Source organism: Micromonospora sp. NPDC093277, assembly GCF_044765245.1.
Classification (GTDB): domain Bacteria; phylum Actinomycetota; class Actinomycetes; order Mycobacteriales; family Micromonosporaceae; genus Micromonospora.
Genome location: NZ_JBIWJO010000008.1, coordinates 34,316 through 52,883 on the forward strand (window position 1 = coordinate 34,316; position 18,568 = coordinate 52,883).

General features: G+C 72.1%; 17 protein-coding genes and 1 riboswitch. Of the genes, 9 read left to right on the plus strand and 8 right to left on the minus strand.

What is annotated here, in order from left to right:
- Window positions 1–29: 29 nt before the first annotated feature.
- Complete coding sequence (locus tag ACIRG9_RS18960) at window positions 30–2,519, plus strand: DNA topoisomerase (ATP-hydrolyzing) subunit A (protein ID WP_402857209.1); 2,490 nt, start codon at window positions 30–32, stop codon at window positions 2,517–2,519.
- A 91-nt stretch (window positions 2,520–2,610) separates the two neighbouring features.
- On the opposite strand, the gene ACIRG9_RS18965 is transcribed toward ACIRG9_RS18960, so the two are convergent.
- The 3 genes from ACIRG9_RS18965 to ACIRG9_RS18975 all read right to left on the minus strand — a co-directional run bounded on the left by ACIRG9_RS18965 (window position 2,611) and on the right by ACIRG9_RS18975 (window position 3,859).
- On the minus strand, window positions 2,611–2,922 hold the full coding sequence (locus ACIRG9_RS18965; protein WP_402857211.1) for a solute carrier family 23 protein: 312 nt from the start codon (window positions 2,920–2,922) through the stop codon (window positions 2,611–2,613).
- Window positions 2,919–3,125, minus strand: coding sequence for a hypothetical protein (locus ACIRG9_RS18970; protein ID WP_402857213.1), 207 nt, complete (start codon window positions 3,123–3,125; stop codon window positions 2,919–2,921). Before ACIRG9_RS18970 ends, ACIRG9_RS18965 begins: the two co-directional genes overlap by 4 nt.
- Before the next feature lie 98 nt (window positions 3,126–3,223).
- Window positions 3,224–3,859, minus strand: coding sequence for an alpha-ketoglutarate-dependent dioxygenase AlkB (locus ACIRG9_RS18975; protein ID WP_402857215.1), 636 nt, complete (start codon window positions 3,857–3,859; stop codon window positions 3,224–3,226).
- A 199-nt stretch (window positions 3,860–4,058) separates the two neighbouring features.
- Between ACIRG9_RS18975 and ACIRG9_RS18980 the strand changes: the two genes are divergently transcribed.
- The 5 genes from ACIRG9_RS18980 (at window position 4,059) to ACIRG9_RS19000 (ending at window position 9,168) form a co-directional block, all read left to right on the plus strand.
- Complete coding sequence (locus tag ACIRG9_RS18980) at window positions 4,059–5,222, plus strand: acyltransferase family protein (RefSeq protein WP_402857217.1); 1,164 nt, start codon at window positions 4,059–4,061, stop codon at window positions 5,220–5,222.
- Window positions 5,223–5,347: 125 nt separating this feature from the next.
- On the plus strand, window positions 5,348–5,869 hold the full coding sequence (locus ACIRG9_RS18985; RefSeq protein WP_402857219.1) for a hypothetical protein: 522 nt from the start codon (window positions 5,348–5,350) through the stop codon (window positions 5,867–5,869).
- Between the two features lie 150 nt (window positions 5,870–6,019).
- Window positions 6,020–6,793, plus strand: coding sequence for a hypothetical protein (locus ACIRG9_RS18990; protein WP_402857221.1), 774 nt, complete (start codon window positions 6,020–6,022; stop codon window positions 6,791–6,793).
- A gap of 288 nt (window positions 6,794–7,081) precedes the next feature.
- Window positions 7,082–7,225: riboswitch (cyclic di-AMP (ydaO/yuaA leader) on the plus strand.
- Window positions 7,226–7,443: 218 nt separating this feature from the next.
- Window positions 7,444–8,295 (plus strand): C39 family peptidase, encoded by an 852-nt coding sequence (locus ACIRG9_RS18995; protein ID WP_402857223.1) that lies wholly within the window; start codon window positions 7,444–7,446, stop codon window positions 8,293–8,295.
- A 105-nt stretch (window positions 8,296–8,400) separates the two neighbouring features.
- Window positions 8,401–9,168 (plus strand): alpha/beta fold hydrolase, encoded by a 768-nt coding sequence (locus ACIRG9_RS19000; RefSeq protein WP_402857225.1) that lies wholly within the window; start codon window positions 8,401–8,403, stop codon window positions 9,166–9,168.
- A 49-nt stretch (window positions 9,169–9,217) separates the two neighbouring features.
- Here ACIRG9_RS19000 and ACIRG9_RS19005 read toward each other — a convergent pair whose 3' ends face one another.
- From ACIRG9_RS19005 to ACIRG9_RS19025, 5 genes are all read right to left on the minus strand, one after another.
- On the minus strand, window positions 9,218–10,156 hold the full coding sequence (locus tag ACIRG9_RS19005) for a peptidoglycan-binding protein (RefSeq protein ID WP_402857227.1): 939 nt from the start codon (window positions 10,154–10,156) through the stop codon (window positions 9,218–9,220).
- A 204-nt stretch (window positions 10,157–10,360) separates the two neighbouring features.
- Window positions 10,361–12,076 carry a CDP-glycerol glycerophosphotransferase family protein gene (locus ACIRG9_RS19010; protein ID WP_402857229.1) on the minus strand — a complete coding sequence of 572 codons (1,716 nt, stop codon included), beginning with the start codon at window positions 12,074–12,076 and terminating at the stop codon, window positions 10,361–10,363.
- Between the two features lie 30 nt (window positions 12,077–12,106).
- A complete protein-coding gene (locus ACIRG9_RS19015; RefSeq protein WP_402857231.1) occupies window positions 12,107–13,657 on the minus strand; it encodes an SDR family NAD(P)-dependent oxidoreductase in 1,551 nt (516 codons plus the stop codon).
- Between the two features lie 124 nt (window positions 13,658–13,781).
- Window positions 13,782–14,591 carry an ABC transporter ATP-binding protein gene (locus ACIRG9_RS19020; protein WP_402857233.1) on the minus strand — a complete coding sequence of 270 codons (810 nt, stop codon included), beginning with the start codon at window positions 14,589–14,591 and terminating at the stop codon, window positions 13,782–13,784.
- Window positions 14,584–15,480 carry an ABC transporter permease gene (locus tag ACIRG9_RS19025; protein WP_402857235.1) on the minus strand — a complete coding sequence of 299 codons (897 nt, stop codon included), beginning with the start codon at window positions 15,478–15,480 and terminating at the stop codon, window positions 14,584–14,586. Before ACIRG9_RS19025 ends, ACIRG9_RS19020 begins: the two co-directional genes overlap by 8 nt.
- Window positions 15,481–15,636: 156 nt before the next feature.
- Between ACIRG9_RS19025 and ACIRG9_RS19030 the strand changes: the two genes are divergently transcribed.
- The 3 genes from ACIRG9_RS19030 to ACIRG9_RS19040 all read left to right on the plus strand — a co-directional run bounded on the left by ACIRG9_RS19030 (window position 15,637) and on the right by ACIRG9_RS19040 (window position 18,536).
- On the plus strand, window positions 15,637–16,254 hold the full coding sequence (locus tag ACIRG9_RS19030) for a TetR/AcrR family transcriptional regulator (RefSeq protein ID WP_402857237.1): 618 nt from the start codon (window positions 15,637–15,639) through the stop codon (window positions 16,252–16,254).
- A 135-nt stretch (window positions 16,255–16,389) separates the two neighbouring features.
- Window positions 16,390–17,499, plus strand: a complete 1,110-nt coding sequence (locus ACIRG9_RS19035; RefSeq protein WP_402857239.1) for a DegT/DnrJ/EryC1/StrS family aminotransferase — start codon at window positions 16,390–16,392, stop codon at window positions 17,497–17,499.
- The gene (locus ACIRG9_RS19040; RefSeq protein ID WP_402857241.1) at window positions 17,496–18,536 is read left to right on the plus strand and encodes a Gfo/Idh/MocA family protein; all 1,041 of its coding nucleotides are present in this window, start codon (window positions 17,496–17,498) and stop codon (window positions 18,534–18,536) included. Before ACIRG9_RS19035 ends, ACIRG9_RS19040 begins: the two co-directional genes overlap by 4 nt.
- The last annotated feature ends 32 nt before the right edge of the window (window positions 18,537–18,568 follow it).

The window sequence follows — 18,568 nt, forward strand, 5'->3', positions numbered from 1 at the left end:
CGGGTTCGTTTCGGAAGGAAAGCTGAACCATGGCACGCCGTAGGGACGACCGCGCCCGCGCCGACCTGTCCGCGTTCGACCGGGCCGGCGCGCGGGTCTTCGACAACCCCCTGGTCACCGAGGTCTCCGACTCCTACCTGGAGTACGCCTTCTCGGTCATCCACTCCCGGGCCCTGCCCGATGCGCGGGACGGCCTCAAGCCGGTGCACCGGCGCATCCTCTGGTCGATGTACGAGCAGGGCCACCGCCCCGACCGCGGACACGTGAAGAGTGCCCGAATTGTCGGGGATGTGATGGGCAAGTACCATCCGCACGGCGACGCCGCGATCTACGACGCGATGGTCCGCCTCGCCCAGGACTTCTCGCTCAACGCCCCGCTCATCGACGGGCACGGAAACTTTGGATCTCCGGACGACGGCCCGGCCGCGGCCCGTTACACCGAGGCCCGGATGTCCCGGGAGGCGATGCTGCTCGTCGGCGAGCTGGGCGAGGACACCGTCGACGTCGAGCCCAACTACGACGGCTCGCTCACCCAGCCCACCGTGCTGCCGGCGGCCTTCCCCAACCTGCTGGTCAACGGCGCGTCCGGGATCGCGGTCGGCATGGCCACCAACATGATCCCGCACAACCTGGGCGAGGTCGTCCAGGCGGCTCGCTGGCTGATCAACCACCCGGCCGCCACGCTGGACAAGCTCATGGAGTTCGTTTCCGGCCCCGACCTGCCCACCGGCGGGCTGCTGCTCGGCCTCGACGAGGTGCGCCGGGCGTACGAGACGGGGCGCGGCGTGGTGCGGATGCGGGGCCGGGTGGAGATCGGCCCGCTGGAGGGCAGCCGGGGCCGGCAGGCCATCACGGTCACCGAGCTGCCGTACGGCATCGGCGCTGAGAAGGTGATCGCGGCGATCACCAACGAGGTGAACAAGACCAAGCGGCTCTCCGGCATCGCCGACGTCAAGGACCTCACCGACCGGGAGAACGGCACCCGGCTGGTCGTCGAGTGCAAGGTCGGGGTCAACCCGCAGGCACTGCTGGCCGACCTCTACCGGCTCACCCCGCTGGAGCAGTCCTTCGGGATCAACAACCTGGTGCTGGTGGACGGCCAGCCGCAGACCCTGGGGCTCAAGGCGCTGCTGGAGGTCTTCCTCGCCCACCGCTACGAGGTGGCGACCCGGCGCAGCGCGTACCGCAAGCGAAAGCGCGAGGAGCGGCTGCACCTGGTCGACGGTCTGCTGATCGCCCTGCTCGACATCGACAAGGTGGTCAGGCTGATCCGGGCCAGCGAGGACGCCCAGGCCGCCAGGGACGGCCTGATGCAGAAGTTCAAGCTCTCCGAGATCCAGGCCACCTATATTCTGGACACCCCGCTGCGCCGGCTGACCAGGTACGACCGGCTGGAGCTGGAGGCCGAGCAGGAGAAGCTGCGCGGCGAGATCGCCGACCTGTCGCGGATCCTCGACGACGAGAAGGTGCTGCGGAAACTGGTCTCCGACGAGCTGGCCGCCGTGGTCAAGCAGTTTGATGCCCCGCGCCGCACGACGCTGGTCGACGGGGACCTCAAGGAGGTGCTGGCCGCCTCCGTACCGGCCGGGCCGTTGGAGGTCGCCGACGACCCGTGCCAGGTGATCCTCTCCGCGTCCGGGCTGGTCGCCAGGACCGCGGCCGAGTCGGAGGAGGCCACCGAGGGGCGCCGGCGCAGCGGCCGGGTCAAGCACGACGCGGTACGCGCCGTCGTCCACTCGACCGCGCGGGGCCGGGTGCTGCTGGTCACCAGCGCCGGGCGGGCCTTCAAGATCGACGTACTGCCGCTGCCGGTGCTGCCCGAGCAGCCCGGCACGGTGTCGCTGCGCGGCGGCATGTCCGCAGCCGAGTTGGCGCCGCTGGAGCCGGGGGAGACGGTGGTGGGGCTGGCGCCGCTCGGCCCGTCCGCCGAGGGGTCGCCCGGCCTGGCGCTCGGCACCCGGCACGGGGTGATCAAGGTCTGCGCGCCCGAGTGGCCGGTCCGTTCGGACGAGTTCGAGGTGATCTCGCTACGCGACGGCGACGAGGTGGTCGGGGCGACCTGGCTCGCCGACGGCGAGGAGAGCCTGGCCTTCGTCTCCTCGGAGGCGTCGCTGCTGCGCTTCGCGGCGTCCCTGATCCGGCCGCAGGGCATCAAGGGCGGCGGCATGGCCGGCATCAACCTGCCCGCCGGGGCGCACGTGGTCTTCTTCAGCGCGGTCCGCACCGACGACAAGGTGCACGGCGAGCCGATGGTGGTCACTTCGACCGGCGCCACCGTCAAGGTGACGCCGTTCAAGGCGTACCCCGCGAAGGGGCGGGCGACCGGTGGGGTGCGGGCGCAGCGCTTCCTCAAGGGCGAGGTGGACCTGGCGGTGGCCTGGGTGGGTCCGCGCCCGGTCGGCGCGACCGCCAACGGCGAGCCGGTGGACCTGCCTCCCGCGGACCCGCGCCGCGACGGCTCCGGCTTCGCGGTCATGCTCGGCCCCGCCGTCGTCGGCCACCAGATCGAACGCGACTGACCCACCCCCCCATGCTCGTGTTGATCAAGAGGTTTGCGTCACCGGAACGCTTCTGGGCGGCGCAAACCTCTTGATCAACCGATCTGGTGGGTCAGAGTTCGGGTTCGGGGCTGGGGCGGGAGTCGGGGGTGGTGTTGCGGAGGTGGGCGATGAGGCGCGTGCCGTGGTGGATGACCAGGGCGGCGGCGGTGCCCAGGGCGATGCCGTTGAACGAGAGGTCGCCGACGGTGAGCGTGTAGTTGGCCGCCCCGATGATCACCGCCACGGCGGCGGTCATCAGGTTGACCGGGTCGTGGAAGTCGACCCGGTTCTCGATCCAGATCCGGGCGCCGAGGACGGCGATCAGCCCGTACAGCGCGGTGGTGGCGCCGCCCAGCACCCCGGCCGGCACGGTGAGGATCAACGCCCCGAACTTCGGGCAGAGGCCGAGCAGGTGAAGGTGGCGCCGAACATCGCGACGACGTGCTGCACGCCGACGCCGACGGTACGCGGCCAGGACAGCCGTTCGTCGGGATGCACCACGTCGCCGGGCCGTACGGACCGGCCGTCGCCGTGCAGCCGCCAGGGGGACCAGCGAGATCGAGGCTCGGTGGGGGACTGGGTCATGCTGGGCCCTTCGCGTCGTCAGGTGACGGGGGCGTGATCGACCCTGAGAGCTGTTTGTACCACGCCGCCGGGCCGCCCCACCGGGGTGGGCCGGTGGGTCAGGCCACCCCGGTGGGGCGGAACTGGACGCTGACCCGGGGGCCGACCGGGCGCGCGGTCTTCGGGATCGCGTGCTCCCAGGTGCGTTGGCAGGACCCGCCCATCACCACCAGGTCGCCGTGGCCGAGCGGGAAACGCAGGCTCGCCCCGCCGCCGCGGGGGCGCAGCAGCAGCGGGCGCGGCGAGCCGAAGGAGACGATGGCGACCATGGTGTCGACGTGCGCGGAGCGGCCCAGGGTGTCGCCGTGCCAGGCCACGCTGTCCCGGCCGTCCCGGTAGAGGCACATCCCGGCGGTGACGAAGGGCTCGCCCAGCTCGGCCGCGTAGTGCCGGGTGAGCGCCTCGCGTGCCTCGGTGAGCACCGGGTGGGGCAGCGGCCGGCCGGCGGCGTACCAGCAGAGCAGGCGGGGGACGTCGACCTTGCTGTCGTACATGGTGCGGCGCTCGGCCCGCCAGGGCACGTCGTGCAGCAGCGTGTCGAGCACCGCGTCGGAACCCCGCACCCAGCCCGGCAGGTGGTCGACCCAGGCACCCCGGCTCAGCTCGTGCCGGCGTAGCCCGTCGGCGAGTGGGCCCAGGGTCGGCCCCTGCGCGTCGAAGTCGAGCATCGAGGGCTGGTACGCGAGGTCGGACACGCCGCCGATCCTACCGCGTGTTCGAACAGGCGTACGAGGGGCGGTGGCGCGTACGGCGCCTCCGGTCGGCAGCGGGTAGGGTGCCCGACGGCGGCGGCCACGCGGTGTGCCGTCGCGGGCGGCTTCCCGATTCGCCCGTCGGCGAACCACCGAGGAGGATGCGCGTGCTGGTGACCCGGCCAACGGTCGGCTGCGCGGCGTGAGCTCCACCCCGACGGTCAACCCCGCCGTCCGGCTGCCCTCGCTGACCGGGTTGCGCTGGATCGCCGCCCTGTTGGTTTTCGGCTTCCACGCCGGAACGATGCGCATCATCGCCGAGCCCGACTACCAGGCCGTGATGGATCGGCTGTTCGCCCTCGGACTGTCCGGAGTGGAGTTCTTCTTCATCCTCAGTGGATTCGTGCTGGTCTGGTCCTACCGGGACGGTGAGCCCCGGCGTACCTTCCTGCGCCGCCGGCTGGCCAAGATCTACCCGAACCATCTGGTGACGTTCGTGGTGGCGCTGCTGGTGGCGTTCTGGTTCGCCGACCGGGTGGCCCCCGGGGCCGCGCTGGGCAACCTGGCCCTGGTGCAGGCGTGGAACCCCACCCCCGGCTACTTCTACAGCGTCAACACGGTGAGCTGGTCGCTCTCCTGCGAGTTGGCGTTCTATCTGTGCCTGCCGTTCGTGCTGCCCGCGGTGCGCCGGGCCCGCCCCGTCCTGCTCTGGGCGGTGGTGGTAGCCGCGCCGCTGCTGATCGTCGCCCTCTGGCCCGGCCAGCTCCTGGTGCCCGAGGAGAACCGGTGGTGGTTCACCCAGGTCTTCCCGGTGATGCGGTCGCTGGAGTTCTGGATGGGCGTGGCCGCGGCCGAGCTGATGCGCCGGGGACGCTGGCGGGGGCCGGGGCTCGGGGTGGCCAGCCTGATGTTCGTCGCCACCTGGCTGGTCGCCGCGTACTGGATCCGGGCGGAACTCTGGGCGGCCTTGCTCGCGGTGGCGTACCTGCTGGTCATCACCGCGGCGGCGGACGCCGACGTGCGCGGCCGGCCTACCCCGTGGCGGTCCCGCCCGATGGTCTGGCTTGGCGAGGTCTCGTTCGCCTTCTACCTGGTGCACGTCCTGTTGATGCAGACCGTGCTGCGCCTCACCGGGTACTGGCATGTGGGGCTGCGCGGCTGGTGGGGGCCGCTCGCGGTGGTCGGCTTCCTGCTGGCCAACCTGCCGCTCGCCGCCGCCCTGCATCGCTGGGTGGAGACGCCGATGATGCGCCGGCTGGGTCCGTCCCGCCGGCCCCGCCCGCCGGCCACCTCCGCCGGGCCGGACACGGTCCGCGTCCCGCGGCCCCGTTCGGTCGAGTACGCCACGCAGCGCGACCCGGGCTGAGCCGCGCGCATCGTGCCCCGGCGCTTCGCACGGTGGCCGTCCACCCTGCTCAGTGCCCGGATCCGGGCCGGTGCGACACGCCCGGCGGCGGTGCGGTGCGGCGGTATCGGCGGTAGGTTGGGGCCGTGCTTCCGATCGCGCTCACCTGTCCCCTGTGGTGGGTGGCGCGCTGGATGGCCCGCATGCTGGCCAGCCTGGCTGTGTTGGTTGCCTGCTCGCTCGGTGCCACCGCGTTGCCCCTCGGCCCGGCCGCGACCGCGCAGGCGGCCCCCCGGTTCGCTGCGAGCCCTGCCGAGAGCCTGACCCTGCGGGTCGGCGCCGCCGTCTTCGCGGCCCGGAGCGGGCCGGGAGCAGCCATCGCCGACCGGCCCGGCGTCGCCGACCCGGCTGGCACCACTGATCGGGCCGGCACCATCAATCGGGCGCGTGCCGTCGGTTGGGCCGGCAGCACCGATCAGGCTGGTGCCGTCGAGCGGGCCGGCAGCGTCGAGCGGGCCGGCAGTGGCGAGGGGCCGGTCGGCCCGGTCGGTGTGGCCGACCCGGCGGCGTCGCGTCGGGCGGTCGTGGCCGTGCCGGGCGACCGGCAGCGCGTCCTGGTCGGGCTGGTCCCGGCGACCGTCGGCTCCCGGGCCCCGCCCGTCAGCTGACGAGCCGCGGGCCGCGGCCCGCCTCGCCGTCCGACCGAACCTCACCCCGCATCCGCCCGACGGCGGCGCGGCGGCGCCCGTACCCGGTCGCGCCCCGCCCGCGGGCCAGTGCGGACCTCCTCGTCACGTCGTTTCCGTGAGGTGCCGACCATGCAGCAGACCGTTCTCCACCACTTCCTCAGCAAGGTTCCCGAGGCCGCCGCCATCTGGTCGGGCCTGCTCGTGTTCGCCCTGGGCCTGCTGGCCGCGCTGGTCGCCCGGCCCGAGCGGGACGTTCCGGCGGATGTTGCGCCTGATCCGGCGGCTGAGGAGGCGGCCCGCCGCGCCGACCTGCGCCGGTACGCCGACGAGGTGGCGGTGGCAGCCGCCGGGGCCGCGCAGACCGCTCGCCGGCGCCGCGAGCGGTGGCTGACCGCCCAGGCGGCGGCCGACCGGGCCTGGCGGGCGTACGACGCGGCCGAGACGAGCGCCCGGCGGCTCGCCGGTGCCGCCGTGCTGCCTGAGCCGCGTACCCTCCGCACGCCGGCCGAGTACGCGGCCCGGGAACGGTGGCTGCACCATGCCGCGATGGCGGCGCACTGGCACGGCGACCTGTCGGCCCGCCAACTCGCTGACGTGCTGGCCCATCGCAACGGGTGGGATCCGCGCCGGCACCCGGCCGAGCAGGAGATCGTTCTGGCCCGGGTGGTACGCGACCGCCGGCGGGCCGGCTGGCGGGCTGCCGCCGAGGGGGAGCAGCGGGCCTGGCGCGACGCCGCGCTGGCCGCCGAGTCGGCCCGCGCCCTGGCCGTGGAGGCGTTCGCCGCCGCCGAGGCGCTGCACACCGGCGCGGCCCCGATACGCCGTACCGAGGCGGTGGCGACGGCCCGCGCTGCGGTGCCGGCCGGCCGTAGCGCGCGCTTTCGTCCGGCACGGGTCGGATGAATCGTTACCAACTTCGGTGAGCCGCGTCACTGGCTGCCCGGAAACGGTCATCCGGATCAGTGTGGGCGATCGACTCCCGCAATTCCAGGTTGATCGTCCACCCGGTGTCCGATTCTTGCCTGACAGTTCCGCGATAACTGCTTGTCCCATTGAGTTACGTCAGTTGCGGGCTGTTCCGGTCGGCGCCGGTAATTCCGATGTTTAAGCAGGTCGGAGTGGTTGGCAGGAGGAGAACCCACCGGTAGTGTCGGCGCGTCCGGTGCGGTTACCGATCGCAGGTGGCGACGCCGCGCCGACCCGCTTAATCGTGATCTTTCACGAACCGGGGACCCAGTGCAACACCGGGGTGAATCCGCGAGCTGCGGCCCGCGGTAGGGCGTTCTTCCCGCCCGAATCCGTCAGCTAACCCGGTAGGCGGCCACGGAAGGAGTCACATCCTCGTGCCAACCTCCCCCCGATCTTCCCCCCGCCTCCACGGCGCCGCGGTGCCCTCGCTCGCCTGACCGGCGACCGAGCTTCCGGCAACCCGCTCCCGCAGCCCGGTTCACCGGGCGCTCCCTTTCCCGTGGCCACCCCGCCCGGCAACGCGCGTGACCCTGTCCGCGCGTCGGGCCGGCGTGCGCCGCTCAGGCCCTCGTGGAGGAACACACGTGAAGCACCACCTGAAGCGACAGCTGCGGCGCCTCGCGACCGAGCGCCCGTACCAGATCGTCGCCGGCTCGGCCGCGGCCCTCGTGCTCGCCGGCGGCGCCAGCGCCGCGCTGGCCAGCGCCGACGCGGCGCCCGCCCCCCAGGAGCACACCGCCGCCGTCGCCGAGCTGGCCCCCCGCCTCGGCGAGGTCGCCAGCCGCAGCGAGGCGCGCCTCGCCGCCCCGTCGCCGTCCGACTCGCCGAGCGCGTCACCGTCCGGCTCGCCGAGCGCGTCGGCGTCGCCGAGCAAGGCCAAGGCGGACCCGGACGTGACCCGTACGGCCAAGCCGAAGCCGAAGGCGCCGGTGACCAAGGTCCTCGACTACGACTACCAGGCGCAGACCGCCTACTGGAACTGTGGCCCGGCCGCGGTGCGCAACGCGCTGAGCGCGAGCGGCGTCGAGACCACCCAGGACGCGATGGCCGTGCCGCTGAACGCCGGCATGAACGGCACCAACTCGGCCGAGGACACCACCCGCGGGCTGAACAAGATGGTCAAGGGCAGCCCGTACCGGACCCACATGATCCCCGGTCAGGCCGCGACCCCGGCCCAGATGGACCAGCTCCAGGCGGACCTGGTCAACGCGGTCACCGACGGCCGTGGCGTGGTGGTCAACATCGCCGGCTCCGCCACCGACACCAACGGCGGCTGGCACTCGTTCCCCGGCGGTCACTACATCGCGGTGGTCGGCTACAAGGACGACGGCCGGATCGCCCGGATCGCCGACTCGGCGAACCCGGCGCTGCCCGAGTACTGGATCAGCACCATCGACCTGGCGAACTGGGCCGCCACCCGCGGCTACTCGTCCTGATCGCATCCCTCCCCCCTGTCGGGCACCGGCTCATGTGAGCCGGTGCCCGACCTCGTATGCGCGGTGTCTCGCGTGGGTGGCCGGTCCGATGCGACACTTCGCCGTATGGCCGACGAGACGGGTAGCCGCCATCTACTGCTGCTGCACGGACTGGGCGCCACCGGCGAGGTGTGGCTGCCCTGGGCGCCGCTGCTGGAACACCGGTGGGCGGGGCGCTGGCTGGCCCCCGACCTGGCCGGCCACGGCTGGTCGCCGCCGCTGCCGGCGTACTCCTTCGAGGCCCTGGCGGACCGGTTGGTGACGGGGCTCGGCCCGGTCGCCGACCGGCTCGGCGCCGACGACCGGCTGGTCGTGCTCGGGCACTCGCTCGGCGGGGTGGTGGCGCTGGCGCTCGCCGCGCGGATGCGGCGGCTGCCGATCGACGCGGTGATCGGGCTCGGCATCAAGGTCGCCTGGTCCCCGGCCGAGCTCGACAAGGCCCGCGAGCTGGCCGAGCGGCCGGTGACCTGGTTCTCCAGCCGGGACGAGGCGGCCCGCCGCTATCTGCGGGTCGCCGGACTGGCGGGGCTCTTCGCCCCCGACCATCCGGTGGTGGACGCCGGGCTGCGCCGCGAGGACGGCCGTTGGCGGCTGGCCATGGATCCGGCCGCGTTCGCGGTGGGGGAGCCGCGGCTGCCCGCCCTGCTCGCCGCGACCGACGTGCCGGTGCTGCTGGCCCGGGGTGAGCAGGACCCGATGGTGACCGACGCGCAGCTCAAGGAACTGGGCGTGCCGGTGGTGACCCTGTCGGGGCTCGGCCACAGCGCGCACGTCGAGGACCCCGCCGTCGTCCTCGACCTGCTCGCGCCGTACGCGACGCCCGACGGGCCGTGATGTCGTCGTCCCGCGGACGGGGCGACGACATCACGGCCGAGGGTTGCCGTCAGTACGTGCAGCCGGTGGCGGGCAGGGCGGATGGGGCGGGTGGTGTGACGCCGTCGTAGAGGGCCAGCAGCATGTTCTGCGGGCAGCGGTTGGCGCCGTTGACCCTGACCTCCAGGTGCAGGTGCGGGCCGGTCACGTTGCCGGTGGCCCCGGTGTAGCCGAGGACCTGGCCGGCGCTGACCCGGGCACCGGCGCCGACCGAGCGCGAATTCAGGTGGCAGTAGAGGTAGTAGGCGCCGTCGTCGGCGGTGATGCCGATGCCGAGACCGCAGTTGCCGCCCACGTGCCCGACCGTGCCGGAGGTGATCGCGTACGCGGTCGTGCCGGTCACGGTGGGCAGGTCGATCGCCGGGTAGTCGTGGTGCGGGTCGTCGTACTCGCTGCGAGGCAGCACCGACTTGCCGATGATCAGGCGATAGTTGCCGGTGCCGCCGCCGCTGCCGCCGACCAGGTACTGCCAGGTCGCCGGCCCGACGATGCCGTCGACGGCGAGCCCGTTGCGCGACTGGAACGACTGCACCGCCGAGGTTGTGGCCGGACCCCAGGCACCGTCCACGGACAGGCCGTAGCCGTACTTGTTGAGTGAGGTCTGCAGCGCGCGGACCGCGTCGTTGTTGGCGCCGGCGTTCAGGGTGACCACCAGCTTGCCCCAGGTCTGTGGCCCGATGACGCCGTCGGCGCCGAGGCCGTTGGCCGACTGGAAGGACTTCGCCACCGAGGTGGTGCCGGGGCCGTACTGGCCGTCGACCGTGAGGCTGTAGCCGCGGTGGCGGAGCAGGTACTGGGCGGTGGTGACGTTGGCGCCGGTCGAGCCGTTGCCCAGCGTGGGCCAGGCCGGCGCTGCCGCCTGGGCGGCGGTCGGACCGGTCAGTGCGGCCATCACGGCGAGCGCGAGCGCGCCGAGCCAGAGCGCGAGTCGACGAAGGAAGGTTGGCATACGTGCTCCTGTGGACGAAGAGTGGCGGCGTGCGGCGGACCGCGTCGCCGGGAGGGGCCGGCGACGTCTCGCCGGTGGGCTGCCCGCGAGCAAGTATGATGATGATGTTGAATATTTACAATGGTGATTGGATAGCGGGTGATCTTCCGCACACGCAAGACCGCCCCGCCGGGGGTGGCGGGGCGGTCAGGAGGTGAGAGTGGCTCAGGCGGTGGGAGAGAACGGCGAGCCGTCCGGCGCGGCCGCTCCGGCGCCGCGCGGGGCCAGCGGGGTCCAGCCCGGTTCGAGCTGCCGGCGGGCGGCGTCAAGGAACGCCTCGGCGTACGCCTCGGCGGGGAAGTCGCCCAGGTAGCGGGTGCGGGTGGCCCAGCGAGCCGCCGCCTTCGGGTCGGTGTCGAGCAGCTCGGTCAGCACCCCGTCCACGTTGGACATATCCCGGCGCAGCACGTAACCCGAGCCGGCGAGGGGGAACCGCCCGACGAAGTCCTCGCCGTCAGCGCCCATGTCGGTGACGGCATAAGGCTTGCCCGAGTAGAGCCAGTCGGAGATGACCCCGGAGACGTCCGAGACCAGCGCGTCGGCGCGGTTGACGCAATCGGTCAAAGTCAGCTCCCGGGTGGCCGCCGCGCCCCACAGGTGGGTCCGGCCGGTCGTCGCCTTGTCCGCGGCGAGCAGCTCGGTGAGCCGGGCCAGCTGCCGCGCCGAGGCCGGGTTCTGCGCGGTGTACGGGTGGTGCCGAAGGATCACCGTGGCACCCCGGTCCAGTAGCCGGCGGAGCATCGTCTCGGCCACCGGCAGCGAGCAGTAGTTTGCGTCGGCGTGGTGCCCCGTCCAGGTGGGGGTGTAGAGCACGGTCGGCTGCGCCAGGCCGGTGGTCGGCTCCCGGCGTACCTCGATCGCCTCCACCTGGGGCCGGCCGACCACCACGAACTTCTCGGCGGGGATCTCCACGCCGGCCCGGGCGTACCGGTCGATCGCCGCCTGGCCGGCCACGAAGATCTTGTCGAAGATCGCCGAGACCGGGTTGGCGCTCGGCGCCTTGTCGCTGTCGCCGTGGTGCAGCTGCACGTGGGTGAGGTGCGCGAAGCGGATGCAGTGACTGTTCTTCGCGCCGTGGTTGACGTAGAACGCCGCCCGCAGGCTGGGGACCAGCGCCTCGTCCATGGCCTGCAGCGTCGGGCAGAAGACCACCGGTGCGCGGGTCGCGGCGGCGACGGCGGGCAGGAACTCCGGCTCGCGCAGCAGGACCAGGAACGGCCGGCCGATCCGTTCCAGGTACGGCAGCCACATGGTGACCTGGTACTCCGACCCGGGCGGGGCGGAGAAGTAGAGCACGAACTCGGGCTGGTGCCGGCGTAGCGCCCGGCCCACCGGGCCGCCCCCGGCCGGCGGCCGGAACCGCCGCCGCGCCAGGTCGAGCCCGACCGCGCCGCAGCCCGCGCCGACCAGCAGGGTGGCGGCCAGCGCCACCCAGCCGGGCAGGGCGAGGCCGGCGGCCACCGCCACCAGGGCGAGCAGCACCAGCAGCGCGTCACCGAGCCGGCCGGCGACCAGCGGGGCCCACGAGCGGACCGGAAGGTTGGCCGCGCGGATCTCCAGGGCGCCGGCGTCGCGCAGCGGCCCCACCAGCAGCACCAGGCCGAGCAACACCAGCGCGGTGGCGGCCAGCGCCGGGTCGAAGCCGGCGTCGAGCCGGCGGGCGTACCCGACCAGGATCCCGGCGGCCACGAGCACCGACTCGGCGACGCCGTCGGCGGTGGGTCGCACCCGGCGTTCCCACGCGGCGGCGGCCAGGGCGGCGACCGCGATCGCCAGCCCCCAACCGGTCGCCCCGGTGAGCGCCACCACGAGGAACGCCAGCACCGCCAGCCCGGTGGTCAGCACCCGAGCGAGCAGCTTGCGGACCAGGTCACCACGCATTGTTACCGTTCCGTTCCGCTGGTCGTCCGGTCAGGCGTCGACGCCGGTGGGCAACTGCTCGCCGCGTCTGGTGCCGAGGTCCGCGCCCGGCTGCGCGGGCACCGCGACCACCTGGTCGCCGGGCGCCACCGGGGCCACCTGCTCGCCGGGGGGCCGGCGGACGTCGATGACCTGGCCGGTCAGGTCGGAGACGAGAACGTCCAGGGAGGCCTGCGCGACCGCCTCGGCGGAGAGCAGCGTGTGCTCCGGCTCCTCGCCGAACGCCCGGGTACGCATTGGGGTGGCGGTGCGCTCCGGGTTGACGCAGTTGACGCGTACGCCGAACTCGGCCCACTCGTCGGCGAGCGCCTGGGTCAGGTTCACCAGGGCGGCCTTGGTGGCCGAGTAGAGCGCGTACCGGGCCCGGCCCCGGGTGTACGAGCTGGAGGTGTAGAGCAGCAGTTGGCCCTTGGTCTGCTGGAGGTACGGCAGGGACTGCCGGGCGATGGTGACCGGGCCGACGAAGTTGACGTGCAGGAGGCGGTCCATCGTCTCCTCGTCCATCTCGGCGAGGGCGCCCTTCTCGAGGATCCCGGCGGTGACCACCACGTGGTCGATCCGGCCGGTCGCCTCGAAGGCGGTCCTCAGCGCCGCCGCCACGTCCTCCGCCCGCTCCACGTGGGTTCCCGTGGTGGATCGGCTGAACGGGAAGACCTGGGCGCCGTAGCGCCGGGCCAGCTCGGTGAGGTCGTGGCCGATGCCGTAGCTGCCGCCGAAGACCACGATGGTCCGGCCGGTCAGCTCCTCGGTGTAGCTGCGGTGGTCGTGCACCCGGGGTGCCTGGGCGGCGGCGAGCTGGAAGAGCTTGTCCGCCAGGTGCACGTCGACCGGGTGGGTGACCTTGATGTTCTCGTCCGAGCCGTCGATCACCTTGATTGGCGTGTCGGGCAGGTAGCGCAGCACCACGCCGCAGTCGTCGGTGGCGGCGAAGCCGGGGTCGCCCTCGGCCCGCCGGTACGCCTCCCGGATGGTGCCGGACCGGAACGCCTGCGGGGTCTGGCCGCGGCGCAGGGTGGCGCGGACGGGGATGTCGGTGATGCAGTCGTTCTCGTCGACCTGGATGATCGTGTCGGCCGACGGGATGGCCACGTCGACCGCCGAGTACGTCCAGAGCGCGTTCACGCACTCACGCACGATCCGGGCGCTGACCAGCGGGCGGACCGCGTCGTGGAAGAGCAGGTTGAGATCGCCCTCGCCGACCGCGTCCAGCGCGATGCGGGTGGTGGCGTTGCGGGTGTCACCGCCCTCGATCACCTGGCTGACCTTGCGGAACCCGGCGTCGGCCACGATCCGCTGCGCGTCGGCGACGTGGCCGGCGGCCATCAGCACGATGATCTCGTCGATCTCCGGCGTGGCCTCGAAGACGGCCAGGGTGTGCTCGATGATCGGCTTGCCGGCGATCTTGATCAGCTGCTTCGGGATGCCCAGCCCGAGACGGACCCCGGTACCCCCGGCGAGCACGACCGCGACGGTCCGCGACGGCCGCCAGGGCGTCACGCCCTCCGGTGTGGTCGCCGGTGCCGTCGGGTGCTGCTGGGTCATCGCCGTCCTCTGGTTCACGGGAGTAATTGGTGGGCGTGGCAGTTTTCGGACACCGCCGCTACGACCTTAGCGCCGGCGGTCGCCGACCCTGGCACCCGGCGACGACCGGGTGCCAGGCGCGACGTCACTTCTTCATGAACCGCTCGTACGCGTCGATCACCTCGGGCGTCGGGCCGTCCATCCGGATCAGCCCCGACTCCAGCCAGATGCTGCGCTCACAGGTGTCCCGGATGGTGCCGATCGAGTGGCTGACCAGGAACACGGTGCCCGCCTCCTCGCGCAGCTCCCGCACCCGCTGCTCGCTGCGCCGGCGGAACCGGGCGTCACCGGTGGCCAGCGCCTCGTCGATCAGCAGCACGTCGTGCTTCTTGGCGGCGGCGATGGCGAACCGGAGCCGGGCGGACATGCCCGAGGAGTACGTGCGCATCGGCAGCGTGGCGAAGTCGCCCCGCTCGTTGATCCCGGAGAACTCGATGATCTCGGGGGTCAGCTTGCGGACCTGCTCGGGGGTCATCCCCATCGCCAGGCAGCCCAGCGCCACGTTCCGCTCCCCGGACAGGTCGTTGAGCAGCGCGGCGTTGACGCCCAGCAGCGATGGCTGGCCCTGGGTGTAGAGGGCGCCCCGGCTGGTCGGCATCAGCCCGGCAATCGCCCGCAGCAGGGTCGACTTGCCGGAGCCGTTGCTGCCGATGAGCCCGATCGCCTCACCCCGGTACGCGACGAAGCTCACGCCCTTGACCGCGTGCACCTCCCGCACGTTCGGGGCGTTGGTCCGGCTGACCAGCCGCTTGAGTGCGGCTACCGGGCTGGCGTTGCCGGCACTGGCCGCCCCGTGCACCTTGTAGATCAGGTGCACGTCGTCAGCGATGACGGTGGGGATCCGCTGCTCGGCGACCTGCGCCGGGGCGGCCACCCGCTGGTCCAGTTCAGCCACGACCGTACTCCTGTTCACCGCGCCAAAAGTAGACGAATCCGCCGACGCCGACCAGGAGTGCCCAGACCGTCCCCATCAGGAACAGGGTGGAGACCTTGGAGGTCATCGGGGCGCCCTCCAGCAGGGCGTGCCGGACCAGCTCGATGTAGACCAGCAGCGGATTGCCGTGGATCAGCGTGGCCGCCGTCGTCGGCAGGTGCTTGACGAAGTTGTCGACGCTGTAGAGCACGCCGGAGGCGTACATCCAGGTGCGCATCACGAACGGCATCAGCTGCTTGATGTCGGTGAGCTTGGAGCCGAGCCGGGCCATGGCCAGGGCCAGGCCGGCGTTGAAGATCGACTGAAGCAGCAGGGCGGGCACCAGCAGCAGCCAGTCCAGGTTGAGCGGCTCACCGGTGACCAGCACGATGCCGATCAGTACGATCATCGCGGAGATCAGATTCTGGAACTGGGTCAGGGTCACCGCGATGGGCATGGAGGCCCGGGGGAAGTGCAGCGCGCGGATCAGCCCCAGGTTGCTGGTGATCGACTGGGTGCCGTTGAGGACGGCGGCCTGGGTGAAGTTGAAGACGAAGAGGCCGACGCAGAGATAGGCGATGAAGTTCGGGATGCCGTTCTTCGTCCCCAGGATGACGCCGAAGATCAGGTAATAGATCGCCGCATTGGTCAGCGGTGTCAGCACCTGCCAGACGCGACCGAGCCGTGCTGTGGCGAAGGTCGCAGCGAGCTTCGCGTTGGCGTATGCAGCGATGAAATGCCGGTACGACCACAGTTGGTGGGCGTAGCCGGGCAGGCTGGGCCGCTCGCCGGCGACGGTCAGGCCGTGCCGGGCGGCGAGTTCCGCCCGGCTCAGTCCCGACTCGGCGTCAGCCACCGCCGTGTTGGACATGGATGGGCGCTCCGATCTTTCCGTACCTGCGAGGATGCGCGCGACTTGTCGCGAACCTGGCCACAGCGATGAACGCCAGCGCCTTGTCGCTGCCGGAAACGTAGTTCAAACCACGTCAGGACGCAACCGTATCGTCGCTGCGCTACATTGTCCCACGTGACCATCGAGAAGAGGCGGGCTCCGGCCGGTGCCGCGGTGCTCCGCGGTGACATCACGGCAGCCATCCGGCGTGCCGTGATGCAGGAACTGGCGGCGGTCGGGTACGGACGACTCTCGATCGAGGCGGTGGCCCGGCGGGCCGGGGTCAGCAAGACGGCGGTCTACCGGCGCTGGCGATCCAAGCTTGAGCTGGTGCTCGAGGTGGTCTCGTCGGTGGCCGGGCAGAAGCTCCCGTTGATGGACACCGGCAGCCTCCAGGGTGACCTGACCGTCCTGCTGATGGTCATGAGCAAGGCGTTGCAGCACCCGCTGGCAGCGCAGATCATCCCGGACCTCCTCGCCGAGGCGGCCCGGAATCCGCAGATCGCCGAGACCCTCCAGGCCGCACTGCGGACGCACCAGCACCACGTCGGCGAACTGCTGATCGGTCGGGCGATCGACCGGGGCGAGCTGCCGGCGAGCATCGATCCGGACCGGGCCGTCGACTTGATCGTCGGGCCGGTCTACTGGCGGTTGGCGATCGCTCGCGCGCCGCTGACCATGGCTGACCTGCCGGAACTGGTCGCTTCGATCGCGACAGCTCTGGGGGGTAGCATGCGGACGTCCAGTCCGTGATGATCTTGCCCGATCCGATGACCTGACCCAAGTTTCCGATTGTGGTCGGATCCAGCCCCACTGGCCGGTTCGCCAGCCTTCGGACCCGTTAGCATCCCCCGCGGAAGAGGACCCATGTCGACAGGAGGACAGCCCATGACTGGGCTTGACGCTGCTGAGTTCATCCCCCCAGCCAGGCCGGTGATCGGCGAAGCCGAGATCGAGGCGGCGGTCCGGGTGCTGCGCAGCGGCCGGGTGGTACAGGGCCCGGAGGTCGCCGCGTTCGAGGAGGAGTTCAGCGAGCTCGTCTCCGGCCGGCACTGTGTCGCCGTCAACTCGGGCACCTCTGCCCTCCAGCTCTCGTTGATGGCGCTGGGCTACGGCCCCGGCGACGAGATCATCGTTCCCTCCTTCTCCTTCGCCGCCAGCGGGAACGCCATCCGCCTGGTCGGCGCGGAGCCGGTCTTCGTCGACATCGAGCCGGGGAGCTTCTGCCTCAACCCGGAGGCGGTGGCCGCCGCCGTCACCCCGCGCACCGTCGCGATCATGCCGGTGCACCTGTACGGCCACCCCGCCGCGATGGACCAGATCATGGCCATCGCGGAGCGGCACGGCCTCGCCGTGATCGAGGACGCCGCGCAGGCGCACGGGGCACAGCTCGGTGGCTGCCCGGTCGGTGCCTTCGGCACTGCCGGCTGCTTCAGCTTCTACCCCACGAAGAACATGCACGCCCTGGAGGGCGGCATGATCACCACCGCCGACGCCGAGCTGGCCCGGACGCTGCGGCTGCTGCGCAACCAGGGCATGGAGCAGCGGTACGCAAACGAGATCGTCGGCGCCAACATGCGGATGACCGACGTGGCCGCCGCCATCGGCCGGGTGCAGCTGCGCCAGCTTCCGGAGTGGACGGAGCAGCGCCGCGCCAACGCCAAGTTCCTGGACTCCCGGATCACCGGCATGGTCACGCCGCCGGTGGCCGACGACGCCAAGCACGTCTACCACCAGTACACGGTGCGGACGCAGGGCCGGGACGCCGCCCAGCAGCGGCTCACCGAGCTGGGGATCGGCAACGCGGTCTACTACCCGACCCCGATCCACCGGCTCAAGCCGTACCTCGACGAGAACGGCAAGCCGGGCCCGTGGGACCTGCCGGAGACCGAGCGGGCCGCCGCCGAGGTCATCTCGCTGCCGGTGCACCCGTCGCTGAGCCAGGCGGACCTCGAGCGCATCGCCGACGGCGCCAACATCGCCGGGGGCCTGCGGTGACCGCCTCGGGGCAGGCCCGCCTGCGCGCCGGTCTGATCGGCCTCGGGGCGATGGGCCGCAACCACGCCCGGGTGCTGTCCAACCTCGACGGTGTCGAGTTGGTCGGCATCGTCGACCCGGCGGGTGACACCACCGGGACCCTTCGCGCGCCGGTGGTGCCCGAGCTGGGCGAGCTGCTGGCCATGGGCATCGACTACGCCGTGGTGGCCTGCCCGACAGCGCTGCACGAGCAGATCGGCCTCGAACTGGCCGCGAACGGCGTGTCCGCGCTGATCGAGAAGCCGCTCGCCCAGTCCGTCGAGGCGGCGACCCGGCTCGTCGAGGCGTTCGAGTCCGCCGGCCTGGTGGCCGGCGTCGGCCACATCGAGCGGTACAACCCGGCCCTGCAGAACCTGCGCACCCGCCTGGAGGCCGGTGAACTGGGCGAGGTCTACCAGGTCGTCACCCGGCGCCAGGGACCGTTCCCGCACCGGATCGCCGACGTCGGCGTGGTGATGGATCTGGCCACCCACGACATCGACCTGACCGCCTGGGTCACCGGGCAGGAGTACCGCTCCGTCTCGGCCCGGACCGTCTTCCGCAGCGGACGGCTGCACGAGGACATGGTCGCCGTGGTCGGCCAGCTGGCCGACGGCACGATGGTCAACCATCTGGTCAACTGGCTGAGCCCGCTCAAGGAGCGGTCCACCGTGATCACCGGCGACCGCGGCTGCTTCGTCGCCGACACGCTCACGGCCGACCTGACCTTCTACGCCAACGGCGCGATCGACACCGAATGGGAGGCGCTGCGCGCCTTCCGCGGCGTCGCCGAGGGCGACATGGTCCGGTACGCGATCCCGAAGCGTGAGCCGCTGCTCGTGGAGCACGAGCGGTTCCGGGACGCGGTCGAGGGCAAGAACAGCGACATCGTGACGCTGCGACAGGGTCTGCGGACGGTGCAGGTCGCCGCCGCGCTGCTCCGGTCCGCCTCGGACGGCAGCACGGTCGACGTGGACCCCCGGGCCGCCAGCGACCAGGGCACTGTCGCCATCGGCTGAGCCGCCACCGCGAACGGCACCATCCGCACCGC